Below are 13,478 nucleotides of genomic sequence, written 5' to 3' on the forward strand. Positions count from 1 at the left end.
ACGCGATCCGTGACACGCCCGCCGACTCGGGCCTACCATGGGCCAGCCTCGGGGCCCCGATGAGGAAAGGACCCACCATGCCCGAGGGCACACCGCGACCGATGAGTTGCGAGACCGATGACATGCTGCTGATCCACCAGGTGTTCCGCCGCGAGTTCCGACTGGCGGGCCCCATGGTCCGCCACGTCGATGCCGGCAACACCGCGCAGGCCGCGCGCGTCGCGACCTACCTGGCCGAGATCGTCACCGCACTGCATCACCACCACCACAACGAGGACGAGATCCTGTGGGACACCCTCGTCGACCGCTCCCCCGGGTGCGCGCTGCACGTCGGGCAGATGAAGGCCCAGCACGCCGCGGTCTCCGATCTGCTCGACCGGGTCGAGGAGATCATCCCGGCCTGGACCCCTGCCGCGGACGCCGAGTCCCGCGAGCGGCTCGCCGCCGCGCTCGACGCGGTGTCGTCCGCGCTCGACACCCACCTCGGGCAGGAGGAGGAGGTCATCCTGCCGGTCGCGGCCATGTCGCTCTCCCAGGCCGAGTGGGACCGCCTCGGCGAGGCCGGGATGGCGTCCGTCCCGCGGAACCGGCTCCTGGTCCAGCTCGGCTACATCCTGGAGGACGCCACGCCCGAGCAGCGCAGCATGGTGCTCGCCCACGTCCCGCTGCCGGCGCGGGTGCTCTACCGGCTCACCGGCCGGCGGCAGTACGAGAAGGAGATCCGCACGTTGCGCGCCCCGGTGTGAGACCTACTCCGCGAGCCCGACCAGCACCGCGATGCCCGCGGCCGCCTCCGCGAACGACGTCGTCAGCGGCGACAGGCCGAGGCGGATCAGGTCGGGCTCGCGGAAGTCGGGCACCACGCCGCGCTCCACCATCTCCTCGGCCAGGCGCCGCGCGTCGGGGTGCCGTACGGTCACGTGGCTGCCGCGCAGCGCCGGCTCCCGCGGGGTCACGATCTCCAGGCCCGCCTCGTCGAGCAGCTCGATCGCGTACGCCGTGAGCGCCTCGGACTTCGCCCGGATCTGCTCGACGCCGGCCTCGGCGATCAGCCGTACGCCCTGCTGGACCGCGAGGATCCCGGCCACCGGCGGCGTACCGCTGAGGAGGCGGCGGATCGTCGGGGAGCTCTCGTACGTGTCGGACATCGCGAACAGGTCGGCAGCGCTCCACCAGCCGGCGATGGGCTGCTCGGCGGCTGCCAGGTGCCGCTCCGCGACGTACGCGAAGGCCGGCGCGCCCGGGCCGGCGTTGACGTACTTGTAGGTGCAGCCGACCGCGAAGTCGACCTCGAGGGCGTCCAGCTCGATCTCGACGACGCCCGCGGAGTGGCAGAGGTCCCAGATCACGACGCCGCCCGCCGCGTGGACCTCGGCCGTCAAGGATGCGAGGTCGAGCAGCGTGCCCGACCGGTAGTCGACGTGGCTCAGCAGCACGACAGCGGTCCGCTCCCCCAGCGCCGGGCGGAGCACCTCCACGGTGACGTTGTCCACCAGGTCGGGCGTCACCCACCGCACGGTCATGCCGCGTGCCCGCGCCACCGACTCGACGAGGTAGCGGTCGGTCGGAAAGTTCGTCGCGTCGATCACGATCTCGTCGCGGCCCGGGCGGACCCCGGCCGCGGCGTGCAGGAGCTTGTAGAGGTTGACCGACGTGGAGTCGGCGATGACCGTCTGTCCAGCGGCCGCGCCCAGCAGGGCCGCGCCGAGCTCGTCGCCGACGGTCACCGGCAGGTCGACCCAGCTCTCGGTCCAGCCGCGGATCAGCCGGCCTCCCCACTCCTCACGCACGAACGCCGCGAGCCGCTCCTGTGTCGCCTTCGGCAGCCGGCCGAGCGAGTTGCCGTCGAGGTACGCGACGAGGTCGTCATCGATCACGAACCGGTCGCGGAAGCCGTTCAGGGGGTCGGTGGCGTCGAGGTCGTGGGGCGTGGCCATCAGGCGATGCTCTCACGCCCCTCGCGCCCACCTGCCGACGAGTCACGCACGACCGCCGGCGAGTCACGCACGACCGCCGAGGAGTCACGTATGGCGTCCCACGAGTCACGTACGGAGGCGGGAATTGTCCACACGCGACTCGTCACCGTCCGTACGCGACTCGTCACTGTCCACACGCGACTCGTCACCGTCCGTACGCGACTCGTCACCGTCCGTACGCGACTCGTCAGCGTCCGTACGTGACTCGTGGGCGGGTGGGGGAAGCGGAAGGGCCCCGCTGCCGAAGCAGCGGGGCCCTTCACGGGTGCGGATCAGGCGTCGGCGTCAGCCGGCTCCTCGGCGGGGGCGGCGTCGCCCTCGCCCTTGTCCTCGATGACGGGGATCAGCGAGAGCTTGCCGCGGTCGCCGAGCTCGGCGATCTCGACCTGGATCTTCTGACCGACCGAGACGACGTCCTCGACGTTGTTGACGCGCTGGCCACCGTTGAGCTCACGCAGCTTGCTGATGTGCAGCAGGCCGTCGCGACCCGGGGACAGCGAGACGAACGCGCCGAAGTCGACCGTCTTGACGACGGTGCCGAGGTAGCGCTCGCCGACCTCGGGCATCGTCGGGTTGGCGATCGCGTTGATCGCGTCGCGCGCAGCCTCGGCCGCCTCGCCGTTCTCGGCGCCGACGTAGACCGTGCCGTCGTCCTCGAGCGAGATGTTCGCGCCCGTGTCGTCCTGGATCTGGTTGATGATCTTGCCCTTGGGGCCGATGACCTCACCGATCTTGTCCACGGGGATCTTGATCGTGATGATCCGCGGGGCGTAGGGGCTCATCTCGTCGGGCTCGTCGATGGCCTCGGCCATGACGTCGAGGATCGCGACGCGAGCGCCGTACGCCTGCTGCAGCGCACCGGCCAGCACGTCGGCGGGGATGCCGTCGAGCTTGGTGTCGAGCTGCAGTGCGGTGACGAACTCACGCGTGCCGGCGACCTTGAAGTCCATGTCGCCGAAGGCGTCCTCGGCTCCGAGGATGTCGGTCAGCGTGACGAACTTCTGCTCGCCGTCGACCTCACCGGAGATGAGACCCATCGCGATGCCCGCGACCGGCGCGCGCAGCGGGACACCCGCGTTGAGCAGACCGAGCGTCGAGGCGCAGACCGAGCCCATCGACGTCGAGCCGTTCGAGCTCAGCGCCTCCGAGACCTGGCGGATCGCGTAGGGGAACTCCTCGCGCGTCGGCAGCACGGGCAGCAGCGCACGGCCCGCGAGGGCGCCGTGACCGATCTCGCGACGCTTCGGCGAACCGACCCGGCCGGTCTCACCGGTCGAGTAGGGCGGGAAGTTGTAGTTGTGCATGTAGCGGCGCGACGTCTCGGGCGAGAGCGTGTCGAGCTTCTGCTCCAGGCCGAGCATGTTCAGCGTCGTGATGCCCAGGATCTGGGTCTCGCCACGCTGGAACAGTGCCGAGCCGTGGACGCGGGGAACGATGCCGACCTCGGCGCTGAGGGCACGGATGTCCTCCAGGCCACGGCCGTCGATGCGGACCTTGTCGCGCAGGACGCGCTCGCGGACGACCTTCTTGGTGACCGCGCGGATGGCCGCACCGATCTCCTTCTCGCGACCCTCGAAGTCGGCGCCGATCTTGTCGATGACGTCGGCCTTGATCTCGGACTCGCGCTCCTCGCGGTCGGCCTTGCTGACGATCGTCAGGGCCTGGGCGAGGTCGTCCTTGGCAACGGCCTCGACCGCGGCGTAGACGTCGTCCTCGAAGTCGAGGAAGACCGGGAAGTCGCGGACCGGCTTGGCGGCGGTTGCGGCGAGCTCGGCCTGGGCCTCGCACAGCTGCTTGATGAAGACCTTGGCGGCGTCGAGGCCACCGGCGACGATCTCCTCGGTGGGCGCCTGGACGCCGCTCTGGACGAGGTCCCACGTGGCCTCGGTGGACTCGGCCTCGACCATCATGATCGCGACGTCGTCACCGGCGACACGGCCGGCGACGACCATGTCGAAGACCGCGTTCTCGAGCTGGCTGTGCGTCGGGAAGCCGACCCACTGACCGTCGATCAGGGCGACGCGGGTCGCGCCGACCGGGCCGCTGAACGGCAGGCCCGAGATCTGCGTCGACGCGGACGCCGCGTTGATCGCGAGCACGTCGTACGGGGTGTCGGGGTTGAGCGCCAGGACCGTGATGACGACCTGGACCTCGTTGCGCAGACCCTTCTTGAACGTCGGGCGCAGCGGGCGGTCGATCAGACGGCACGTAAGGATCGCGTCCTCGCTGGGACGTCCCTCGCGACGGAAGAACGATCCCGGGATGCGGCCGGCGGCGTACATCCGCTCCTCGACGTCGATCGTCAGGGGGAAGAAATCGAAGTGGTCCTTGGGGTGCTTGCCGGCCGTCGTGGCCGACAGGAGCATCGTGTCGTCGTCGAGGAACGCAGCGACCGAGCCGGCCGCCTGCTGGGCGAGGACGCCGGTCTCGAAGCGGATGGTGCGGGTGCCGAAGGCACCGTTGTCGATGACTGTCTCGACGGAGTGAAGTTCGGACATAGATGTCCCTTCCGCAGACGTGTGTCTGCCTGTAGGGACGAGAACCGGGCGGGCGGTGAAACCATGCCGGTCTTCGATCGAGGCCTGCGGGCCACCCTGAGGCGCTCCCGAAGGCCACTACCGAGGACCGAGCGCGTCGTGTCCGAGGGTTCTCGTCTGTTGTGTTGCGACTGTGCAGTTGTGGGTCGTGCGAGGTGCCCCTTGCGGGGCGGGGCGGCCACCTCGTGTGAGGTGACCGCCCCGGCGAGCTAGCGGCGCAGGCCGAGACGCTCGATGAGCGAACGGTAGCGCTCGATGTCGTTGTTCTGCAGGTAGTTCAGCAGGCGACGACGCTGTCCGACGAGGAGCAGCAGACCACGACGGCTGTGGTGGTCGTGCTTGTGCTCCTGCAGGTGGCCGGTCAGGTGGGCGATACGAGCGGTCAGCAGCGCGATCTGGACCTCGGGGGATCCGGTGTCGCCGTCGCTGAGTGCGTACTGCTTGATGATGTCTTCCTTGGCGACGCCCGCAACTGTGGGCGCAGCAGTCTTCTTCGACACTTTTTCTCCTGGGGTTCCGTTGCACGGCGCGCCCGGGCACATCCACCGGGGCACTCTCTAGTCCGTGGCCGATCACACGGCAACGTCCAGACTATCAGCGCGGGGCGTCCGGCCGGAAATCCGTGTCACGGCCCCGGGGGTAGCCTCGCACATCATGCCCCGTACACGCCCGCTCCTCGCCGCCCTCGCCCTCATCGCCGTGACCTCCGCCTGCAGCTCCTCCGACGGCTCCGCCGACCGCTCCTCCGCCGACACCACGACAGGTGCCGGCTCCGACACGGCTGCCACGGGACCGCGCTACGTCGCCCTCGGCGACTCCTACACCGCGGGCCCGCAGCTCAACCCGACCGACAAGGCGTCGGACACCTGCCTGCGCTCGACCAAGAACTATCCGCACCTGCTGGCCGAGGCGATCGGCGCCGCCTCGTTCACCGATGCGAGCTGCTCGGGCGCCACGACCGACAACGTGCTGGAGTCCGTCGCGACCGTGGGCGGCGGCAAGGCCGTGCCGGCGCAGATCGAGGCGGTCGACAAGGACACCCAGCTCGTCACGGTCGGCATCGGCGGCAACGACTCGTCGCTGTTCTCGAGCCTCTCGGTGGCGTGCACCCAGCCGGGCACCGCGTGCGAGGACTACCTCGACGACAAGGTGCCGGGCATCCTGCGCGACACCGGCAAGAACATCGCCACGGTCCTGGAGGCCGTCAAGGAGCGCGCCCCCCAGGCCCGGGTCGTCCTGGTCGGCTACCTCGGGGTGACACCGGCCGACCGAGGCTGCGACGCGCTCGGCGGCGACGCGCTCGACACGGCCGGCGTCTCCGCGGGTGAGCAGAGCATCGACCGGACGATGGCCGCCGCGGCCAGGACGGCCGGCGCGACGTACGTGTCGATGAACGCCGCGTCGAAGGGTCACGACGCGTGCGCGGGCGACGAGGCGTGGACCAACGGCCTGTCCCCCGCACTCGGTGACGGCGCCGTCCTGCACCCGCGGGCCGCCGGCATGGCGGCCGTCGCCTCCGCCGTCGAGAAGGTCGTCGCGTCCTGAGCTAGATGCCGAGTGCGGCGCGTGTACGCACGACGTCGTCGGCCATCTGGGCGATCAGCGGCTCGATGCCGTCGTAGCGGACCATCCCGCGCAGGCGGTCCACGAGCTCGACCCGGATCTCCTCGCCGTACAGGTCGAGGTCGGTGCGGTCCAGGACGTAGGACTCGACGCGCCGCTCGACCCCGTCGAACGTCGGATTGGTGCCGACCGAGATCGCTGCCGGGAGCCGCTCGCCATGGGCACGCACGACCCAGCCCGCGTACACCCCGTCCGGCGGCACCGCGTACGCCTCGTCGACCGGCACGTTGGCAGTCGGGTAGCCGAGCTCGCGGCCGCGCTGATCGCCCTTGCGGACGACGCCGGAGATCTCGTGCGGACGTCCGAGCACCTCGGCCGCCTCGCGCAGACGGCCTTCGGCGATGTAGCGACGCACCAGCGTGGACGAGAACGGCTCGGTGCCGCCGTCGAGCCCGAGCCCGTCGACCGCGAAGCCGGCCCGCTCCCCCGCCTCGCGCAGGAAGGTCGTGTCGCCGCTCGCGCGGCGGCCGAAGCGGAAGTTGTCGCCCACTGCGACCAGGTGGGTGTGCAGCTGGTCGAGCAGGACCCGGTCGACGAACTCCTGCGGGCTCCAGGCCGCCATCTCGCGGGTGAAGTCGAGGATGCGGACCTCGTCGACGCCGGCCGCGTGCAGCAGCTCGACCCGGCGACGCATCGTCGTGAGGCGCTTGGGCGCGCGGTCCGGTGCGACGACGGCGAGCGGGTGCGGCTCGAAGGTGATCGCGATGACCGGCAGGCTGCCGGCGAGCTCACGGGTGCGGGCGATGACGTGCTGGTGACCGCGGTGCACGCCGTCGAAGTTGCCCACCGTCACGGCTGCCGGATCGGTCCGCGGAGCCGTCGATGCCCCGGGGAAGTCTCGCCAGATCGTCACGGGGAAAACTGTGCCACACGTCGCCGCGGGCGCCCGCGGCGAGCCGGACCTAAGAACACTCTCATGCGGGTCTCATCGACCCCCTTGCCCACATCGGGCAGGGTGGAGCCCATGAACTGGACGAGGCGCGCCCCTGCTGCGGTCCTCGCGGTCGTCGCCGTCGCACTCCTGGTCGTGATCGGCGCGCGCGTGTCGGCCGGCGCCGACCCCGCGCCGCAGGACACCTCCCCCATCGAGATCGCGCCCACGCCCGCGGCGACGCCCTCCACCCCGGTGCCCTCGCGCACCACGCCCGCGCCGAGCACCGTGTCACCCAGCACCGTGTCGCCGGATGACGTGGACGACGACGATGACGACGACTACGACAAGTCCTACCCCGAGCCTCGGGACTACGACGACGACAACGATGACCACCGGGGCCGCGACCACGACGAGGACGACTGACCCTCGATGGCACCTCCCTCGTGGTCGCGCCTCACGGTGCGGCAGCGGCTCACCGCCACGGTCGCCCTGCTGACGACTCTTGCCCTCGTGGCGGTCGGCGCGACCCTGTACGTGCTGGAGTCGCGGCGCATCGACCGGGCCATCGAGTCCGGCATCAGCCAGGAGCTCGGTGAGTTCCGGGCGCTGCGCTCCGAGCCCGATCCGGACACCGGCAGGCCGTTCGCGTCCGCCGAGCGGCTCCTCGAGGTCTTCCTCGAGCGCAATCTCCCCGATCCCGACGAGCAGCTGTTCGCGTTCCCCGCGCAGGGTCGGCCGAGCTATCAGGGCGAGTACGACGCCCGGCTGCAGCGCTCCGCCGAGTTCCCCGCGCTGGTCCGACGGCTCAGCACGACCGGCGGCACGCGGACGCTGCGCATCGACGGCCACACGTACCGGGTCGCGGTGCAGCCCGTCAGGGTCGGCTCCTCGACCTCGGCATTCGTGGTCGCCCACGACGTGTCGGCGAGCCGGGCGTACCTGCGCGAGCTGCTGGTCACGTACGCCTTGCTGGCGGCACTGTCGGTCATCCTCGTCGCAGGTGTCGCGTCGTGGAGCGCCGGACGCCTGCTGAGCCCCGTGCGGCGGCTGCGCGAGACCGCCCAGGGCATCAGCGACGGTGACCTCGGCGGGCGGATCGAGGTCACGGGTCACGACGACCTGTCGGACCTGCAGCGCACGTTCAACGCGATGCTCGACCGGCTCGAGGCCGCGTTCGCGGCGCAGCGACAGCTGCTCGACGACGCCGGGCACGAGCTGCGCACCCCGTTGACCGTGCTGCGTGGCCACCTGGAGGTGCTGGACGTCGACGACACCGAGGACGTCGCCGCGACCCGCACCCTGCTCCTGGACGAGATCGATCGCATGTCGCGCCTCGTCGACGACCTGCTGATGCTGGCCAAGGCACGCCGTCCCGACTTCGTCCGGACCCGCGCCGTCGACGTGGAGGCGCTGACCCTCGGTGCGGTCGACCGCGCGCGGGCGCTCGCGGACCGCTCGTGGGTCCTCGACGGCGTCGCGCGCGTCAACGCCCGGCTCGACGGTCAGCGGATCACCCAGGCGTTGCTCCAGCTGTCCGAGAACGCCGCCCGTCACACCCAGGAGGGCGACGAGATCGGCATCGGCTCCAGGCTCCACGAGGGCCGGCTCGAGCTGTGGGTGCGCGACACGGGCCCCGGGGTGGACCCCGCGCTGGCCCCCACGATCTTCCGGCGCTTCGCGCAGGGCGAGGACGCCCATGAGGGCTTCGGTCTCGGCCTCTCGATCGTCAGCGCGATCGCCGAGGCCCACGGCGGCGACGTCGTGCTGGACCCCACCGATGCGGGCGCCACGTTCCGCATCCGACTACCCATGGAGGCTGCGACATGAACCGGATCCTGATCGTGGAGGACGAGGACCGGATCTCCTCGTTCGTCGCCAAGGGGCTCAAGGCCGAAGGGTTCACGACCTCTGTCGTCCGGGACGGCGTCACGGGTCTCGACTACGCCCTGACCGGCGAGTTCGATCTCATGGTGCTGGACATCGGGCTGCCCGGGATGGACGGCTTCCGGGTCCTGGAGCGGGTGACGGCGGAGCGCCCGAGCCTGCCGGTGATCGTCCTGACCGCACGCGACTCGGTCACCGACACGGTCGCCGCGCTCGAGGGCGGCGCGGCGGACTACATGTCCAAGCCGTTCAAGTTCGGTGAGCTGCTCGCCCGGGTACGGCTGCGGCTCCGTCCCCCCGGCGGGGCCGCCCCCGAGCAGGACCTCACCGTCGGGGACGTCCGGCTCGACCTGAGGCACCGCAGGGCGTACGTCGGCCGGCGGGAGGTCGAGCTGTCGGCGCGCGAGCTGACCCTCGCGGAGGTGCTGATCCGCAACCGCGGCCTCGTCCTGTCGCGGGAGCAGCTGCTGTCCCAGGTGTGGGGCTACGACTTCGACCCCGGGTCCAACGTCGTCGACGTCTATGTCGGCTATCTGCGCAAGAAGCTCGGCGCCTCGCTGATCACCACGGTCCGCGGCCTCGGCTACCGCGTCAGCTGATCCCTCAGAGCTTGATCCTGAACCCCGAGAGGTGGGCCCGCGGGAGGTTCGCGAGCAGCGGCTCCAGGCGCTCGGCCACCTCGTGCGGCTCAGGACGGTGCTCCGCCCGCGGCGCCAGGCAGTCCAGGATCAGGTCCGCGACGGCCGGCGGCACGACGTGCGGCAGGCCGAAGGGGGCCTGGTCGAGCTGTGCCCACCGGCGCTCGCGGTCGTACGCCCGGAAGCCCGCTGCGGCGCGGAACATCGTCGCCCCGAACGCCCACATGTCGCTCGCGTGGCCGACCGTCCCGAGTTCTCCCGGCCGGCACTGCTCGGGGGCCATGTACTCGTCGCTCCCGACCGGGTCCGTGAGGTCGGCGGCCTGCTTGGCGTCCATCGCGACGCTGAAGTCGATCAGCCTGGCCGGGGCGCCCATGATCACGTTGCTGGGCTTGAGATCGAGGTGGCAGACGTCCTGCTGGCGCAGGTAGTGCAGCGCCGAGCACAGCTCGAGCCCGAGCGGGAGGAGCTGGTGCAGCGGCAGGTAGCCGTGTGTCGCGATCAGCGTGGACAGGTCGGGGCCGTCCACGTTCTCCAGCACGAGGTACGGCCGTGGCCCCTCGTCGTCGTAGGAGAACAGCCGGGCGATCCCGGGGTGGCTGAGGCGCGAGAGCATCTCCACCTCCCGCACGAGCCCGGACCGGGACGCGTCGCGGTCGACGTGGCCAGGGCGCACGATCTTGACGACCACCGGCGCGTACAGCCGGTCGTCGAAGGCCAGCCAGGCCTCGTAGACGTCACCGCCGCCGACCGGGCGGACGGCCGTGAGGCCGGGGGCGATCGCGTCGCCCCCGGCCAGGCCCCAGGTGTCGCTCATCAGGCGGCGCGCCCGTCGCGCGTGCCGGTGGGCGTCGTGTTCTTGGTCGGCGCCGTGTTCTTGGTCGGCGCCGTGTTCTTGGTCGGCGCCGTGTTCTTGGTCGGCGCCGTGTTGACCGTCTTCGACGTGTTCTTGGTGTTCTTGGTGTTCTTCGTCGGCGTCGTGTTCTTGGTGTTCTTCGTCGGCGACGTGTTGACCGTGTTGCTGGTGGGTGAGTCCCCCGAGCGAGCGACCCGGTCGTCATCGTTGTCATCGGGGTCGTCGTCGAGCTGGACCGACTGCACCCACGAGCTCGACGTGTCCTCACGCTTGAGCACGACGTCCTTGGACGCGGCGGAGCCGGCCGGCTCGGCCTGGGCGCTCGCGACCGCGAATCCCACGGCGCCGAAGGCGACCGTCCCGGCCACGGCCATGATGCCGGTGCGTACGTACTTGTCCATGTTCTCTCCTCGGTCAGGTGTGCTGATGAGTCGAGACTGTCGGTCACGCATGAGCCGGACGTGAGCCCCAGGTGAGAGGACTCTCATCCAGCGCCGGGCAGGTCAGAGCAGCGGACCCAGAGGGCGCAGGATCGCCTCGTAGATGCGCGCCAGGGCCGGACGGGCCATCCACTCCTCGAGCGTCAGCTGCTCACACCTGGCGCAGTCGTCCGCGAACACCTCCTGCATGCCCCGGGCCAGGCCCGGGTCGAGGATCTCGAGGTTGATCTCGTAGTTGCCGAGCAGGCTGAGGCGGTCGATGTTGGCCGTGCCGATCGTGGTCCACTCGCCGTCGATCGTCGCCGTCTTGGCGTGCACCATGTGGTCGCCGTAGCGGTGGATCTCGACCCCGGCGCGCAGCAGGCGCCCGTAGAACCCCCGCGAGAGCCAGTCGGTCACGACGTGGTTGGAGATCTTGGGCACGATGATCCGCACCCGCACGCCGCGCCGGCGGGCGTCCAGCAGCGCCGAGAGGATGTCACGGTCGGGGATGAAGTACGCCGCGGTGATGTCGATGCTCTCGTGCGCCCGGTCGATCGCCTCGAGGTACATGCCCCGGATCGGGTACATCAGCTGCCGCGGCACGTTGCGGTGCGCCCGGATCGCCGGCCGCCAGCCCGCGGACGGCATCTGGTCGAGCATCGGGGTGTCCCGGCGGGGATGCGTGTTCCAGAAGTCGACGAAGGCGTTGTCGAGGTCCCACACCGCCGGGCCCTCGATCCGCAGGTGCGTGTCGCGCCACTCCGTCGCGTACGCCGAGCCGATGTTGTAGCCGCCCACATACGCCACGTGGTCGTCGACGACGAGGATCTTGCGGTGGTCCCGGCCGAGGTGCCGCGGGCTGAGGAACTTCCACGACGAGATGACCGGGTAGACCAGCACGTTGACCGCGGACGGGAACGTCAGGAAGCTGCGCTTGACCACCAGGTTGGCGAACTGGTCGTAGATGACGTAGACGTCGACGCCACGGTAGGCCGCGTCGATCAGCGCCTGCTTGAAGCGTTGACCGACCGCGTCGCCCTTGATGATGTACGTCTCGAGGAGGATCCGGTGCTTGGCGCCCTCGATCGCGGCCAGCATGTCGTCGAAGAGGACCTCGCCGTACGTGTACGTCGTCGCGACGCTGCCGTCGCTGATCGGGTGGGAGACCGGCTCGGCCGGCGGGAGGTCCGGGACCTTGCGTCCGCGCAGCAGCCGTCTGAGCCGGTCGGCGCCCATGAGCGTCGCCACCGCGGTGAGCTGTGCGACGAACACCGAGAGCAGACCCTGGCCGACCAGGCGGCGCGTGTTGCGGCTGAGGCTCATGGGAGGACCTTACCGATCAGACGAACACGGCCACCGGCTTGGCGACGCCTCCACGCTGCTCGTACAACGCCAGGAACTCCCCCGCCGGATCGAACACCGCGACGGGCCCGGGCGCTCCCAGCTGGATGCCGGTCAGCGCGCGGCCGAAGCGCACGTCGCTCGCCTCGCGCTCCCCGAGGTCGTACGACGCGAAGCTCGTCCGCGCGACGTCGTCGAGCCCGATCACGATCAGCTCGGACTCCAGCTGCTCCAGCGTGCGGGCAAGCGACAGGCCGAATCCACCGACCCGCGTGCGACGCAGCATCGTCAGGTGACCGCCGACGCCGAGATCGGCCCCGAGATCGCGGGCCAGCGCGCGGATGTAGGTGCCGCTGGAGCACACGACGCGGATGTCGACGTCCACGAGGTCACCCTCGTGACGCACCGCGTCGATCTCGAACGTCGAGACCTCCACGGGTCGCGCCTTGAGCGCGACCTCCTCGCCCGAGCGCACCTTGGCGTACGACCGCACGCCGTCGACCTTGATCGCCGAGACCGAGGACGGCACCTGCATGATGCGCCCGGTGTACGCGGGCAGGATCGCCCGGATCGCGTCCTCCTCGAGGTGCGCGGCCGAGGCCGAGGCGGTGACCTCGCCCTCCGCGTCGTCGGTGACGGTCGACTGGCCCAGCCGGACCGTCCCGACGTACTCCTTGTCGGCCATCGTCAGGTGGCCGAGCAGTCGCGTCGCGCGGTTGATGCCCAGCACGAGCACGCCGGTCGCCATCGGGTCGAGCGTGCCGGCGTGGCCGACCTTCTTGGTGCCGGCCAGGCGGCGCATCCGCCCCACGACGTCGTGCGACGTCCAGCCCGAGGGCTTGTCGACGATGACGAGCCCCGACTGCTGGTCGCTCACGCGTCGTCGTCCTCGTCGTCCTCGTCGGCGACCGGCTTCTTGTAGGGATCGGCGTCACCCGCGTACTGCGCGCCCGCCGAGCGCGAGGCGACCTCCTCGTCGGAGGCCTTGACCTTGGCGAGCAGGTCCTCGATCTCCTTGGCCGTCTCCGGGACGGCGTCGAGGTAGAACGTGACCGAGGGGGTGATGCGGGTGCCGAGCTGCTTGCCGACCTCGGAGCGGATGAGCCCCGTGGCGCTCTTGAGTGCCGCGGCGGTGTCGGCGCGCTGCGCCTCGTCGCCCATGACGGTGTAGAACACCGAGGCCTGCTGGCCGTCGCCGGTCATGCGGACGTCCGTGATCGTCACGAAGCCCAGTCGCGGGTCCTTGACCCGGCGCTCGAGCATCTGCGCCACGACGACCTTGATGCGGTCGCCGACCTTCGCGTTGCGCGGTCCCGCCATGTTGTTC

The 13,478-nt window shown here is 70.6% G+C and carries 14 protein-coding genes; 5 read left to right on the forward strand and 9 right to left on the reverse strand.

Annotation, left to right across the window (positions count from 1 at the left end; genetic code table 11):
* Nucleotides 1-122 precede the first annotated feature (122 nt).
* Nucleotides 123-746, forward strand: coding sequence for a hemerythrin domain-containing protein (locus GEV26_RS11410; protein ID WP_208430954.1), 624 nt, complete (start codon nt 123-125; stop codon nt 744-746).
* Between the two features lie 3 nt (nt 747-749).
* Here the strand turns inward: GEV26_RS11410 and kynU are convergent, their stop codons facing one another.
* From kynU to rpsO, 3 genes are all read right to left on the reverse strand, one after another.
* Nucleotides 750-1,937: a kynureninase gene (gene kynU / locus GEV26_RS11415; protein WP_153653192.1), complete on the reverse strand. Its 1,188-nt coding sequence runs from the start codon at nt 1,935-1,937 to the stop codon at nt 750-752.
* Nucleotides 1,938-2,248: 311 nt separating this feature from the next.
* A complete protein-coding gene (locus GEV26_RS11420) occupies nt 2,249-4,474 on the reverse strand; it encodes a polyribonucleotide nucleotidyltransferase (protein WP_153653193.1) in 2,226 nt (741 codons plus the stop codon).
* 248 nt (nt 4,475-4,722) lie between these two features.
* Nucleotides 4,723-4,962, reverse strand: a complete 240-nt coding sequence (rpsO, locus tag GEV26_RS11425; protein ID WP_372490364.1) for a 30S ribosomal protein S15 — start codon at nt 4,960-4,962, stop codon at nt 4,723-4,725.
* A 205-nt stretch (nt 4,963-5,167) separates the two neighbouring features.
* Here rpsO and GEV26_RS11430 point away from each other — a divergent pair, with 205 nt between their 5' ends.
* Entirely contained in the window at nt 5,168-6,058 is an 891-nt protein-coding gene (locus GEV26_RS11430; protein ID WP_153653194.1) for an SGNH/GDSL hydrolase family protein, read from the forward strand.
* A gap of 1 nt (nt 6,059) precedes the next feature.
* On the opposite strand, the gene GEV26_RS11435 is transcribed toward GEV26_RS11430, so the two are convergent.
* Complete coding sequence (locus tag GEV26_RS11435; protein WP_243838715.1) at nt 6,060-6,989, reverse strand: bifunctional riboflavin kinase/FAD synthetase; 930 nt, start codon at nt 6,987-6,989, stop codon at nt 6,060-6,062.
* Nucleotides 6,990-7,100: 111 nt separating this feature from the next.
* On the opposite strand from GEV26_RS11435, the gene GEV26_RS11440 reads away from it, so the two are divergent.
* From GEV26_RS11440 to GEV26_RS11450, 3 genes are read left to right on the forward strand one after another with little or no spacing between them, the layout of a single operon-like run.
* Nucleotides 7,101-7,433, forward strand: a complete 333-nt coding sequence (locus GEV26_RS11440; RefSeq protein ID WP_153653195.1) for a hypothetical protein — start codon at nt 7,101-7,103, stop codon at nt 7,431-7,433.
* Between the two features lie 6 nt (nt 7,434-7,439).
* Complete coding sequence (locus tag GEV26_RS11445) at nt 7,440-8,837, forward strand: sensor histidine kinase (protein WP_153653196.1); 1,398 nt, start codon at nt 7,440-7,442, stop codon at nt 8,835-8,837.
* Nucleotides 8,834-9,493 carry a response regulator transcription factor gene (locus tag GEV26_RS11450; RefSeq protein ID WP_153653197.1) on the forward strand — a complete coding sequence of 220 codons (660 nt, stop codon included), beginning with the start codon at nt 8,834-8,836 and terminating at the stop codon, nt 9,491-9,493. The genes GEV26_RS11445 and GEV26_RS11450 overlap by 4 nt, the downstream gene beginning before the upstream one ends.
* A gap of 4 nt (nt 9,494-9,497) precedes the next feature.
* Here the strand turns inward: GEV26_RS11450 and GEV26_RS11455 are convergent, their stop codons facing one another.
* The 5 genes from GEV26_RS11455 to rbfA all read right to left on the reverse strand — a co-directional run bounded on the left by GEV26_RS11455 (nt 9,498) and on the right by rbfA (nt 13,471).
* Entirely contained in the window at nt 9,498-10,349 is an 852-nt protein-coding gene (locus GEV26_RS11455; protein ID WP_153653198.1) for a serine/threonine-protein kinase, read from the reverse strand.
* Complete coding sequence (locus tag GEV26_RS11460; protein WP_153653199.1) at nt 10,349-10,789, reverse strand: hypothetical protein; 441 nt, start codon at nt 10,787-10,789, stop codon at nt 10,349-10,351. The genes GEV26_RS11455 and GEV26_RS11460 overlap by 1 nt, the downstream gene beginning before the upstream one ends.
* A 102-nt stretch (nt 10,790-10,891) precedes the next feature.
* On the reverse strand, nt 10,892-12,133 hold the full coding sequence (locus GEV26_RS11465) for a phospholipase D-like domain-containing protein (protein WP_153653200.1): 1,242 nt from the start codon (nt 12,131-12,133) through the stop codon (nt 10,892-10,894).
* Nucleotides 12,134-12,149: 16 nt separating this feature from the next.
* Nucleotides 12,150-13,028, reverse strand: coding sequence for a tRNA pseudouridine(55) synthase TruB (gene truB / locus GEV26_RS11470; RefSeq protein WP_153653201.1), 879 nt, complete (start codon nt 13,026-13,028; stop codon nt 12,150-12,152).
* Nucleotides 13,025-13,471 carry a 30S ribosome-binding factor RbfA gene (gene rbfA, locus GEV26_RS11475; protein WP_153653202.1) on the reverse strand — a complete coding sequence of 149 codons (447 nt, stop codon included), beginning with the start codon at nt 13,469-13,471 and terminating at the stop codon, nt 13,025-13,027. Before rbfA ends, truB begins: the two co-directional genes overlap by 4 nt.
* Between the last annotated feature and the right edge of the window lie 7 nt (nt 13,472-13,478).

Origin of the sequence: Aeromicrobium yanjiei (assembly GCF_009649075.1) — a bacterium.
In the GTDB taxonomy this organism is placed as follows: Bacteria; Actinomycetota; Actinomycetes; order Propionibacteriales; family Nocardioidaceae; genus Aeromicrobium; species Aeromicrobium yanjiei.